The following is a 643-nucleotide window of genomic DNA, read 5'->3' on the forward strand; positions in this document are numbered from 1 at the left end:
TCCCGATCGTCCCGATCGTCCGCCGCCGGTCCGGCCGCGGCCTCACCCCGCGCAGGTGACCCGGCACGGGGCCGTGCGCCGGGACGCGGGCGCGCGGTCATGGTCTCCCCGGCGCGCCCGCGCCCTTCACGGACCGCGTGGCCGGGAGATTGCCGGTGACCAGCAGGCTCGCCAGGGTGATGCCGCCCGCCGCCAGGATGCCCGCGCGGAGTCCGTCGAGCTGCGCGGACGCGTACGAGTCGGCGAGGGCCTCGACCTCGGCCGGCGGCAGGCCGGCCCGCTCGGCCGCGGCCCGGCAGGAGACCGGCATCGCGCTGGAGGCCGGGATCGCCTTCGTTCCCACCGACGAGGTGCGGGCCGCGTCCGAGATCCGCGGATCGTCCTCGACACGGGTGGCGAAGGCGGTGGCCAGGGCGCCGATGAGCAGGGAGCCGATGAAGGCCGTGCCGAGCGAGGAGCCCAGGTTCTGCGCGGTGAACTGCAGCCCTCCCACCTCGCTCCGCTCGGCGTCGCCGGCACCCGACTGCACCACGTCGCCGAGCTGCGAGGCGAGCAGCCCCATCCCGGCGCCGAGCAGGGCCATGGCGCCGAGGAAGGAGCCGTCGTCGATCACCGGGTCGATGGTGGCCAGCAGCCACACCAC

1 pseudogene is annotated in these 643 nt (G+C 76.2%); it reads right to left on the minus strand.

Features of this window, described 5'->3' with window-relative positions:
- Positions 1-97: 97 nt before the first annotated feature.
- Positions 98-643: pseudogene (locus EAO77_RS36435) on the minus strand (MFS transporter); the annotation flags it as partial.

The sequence above is a fragment of the Streptomyces sp. T39 genome (genome assembly GCF_008042045.1).
GTDB lineage: Bacteria > Actinomycetota > Actinomycetes > Streptomycetales > Streptomycetaceae > Streptomyces.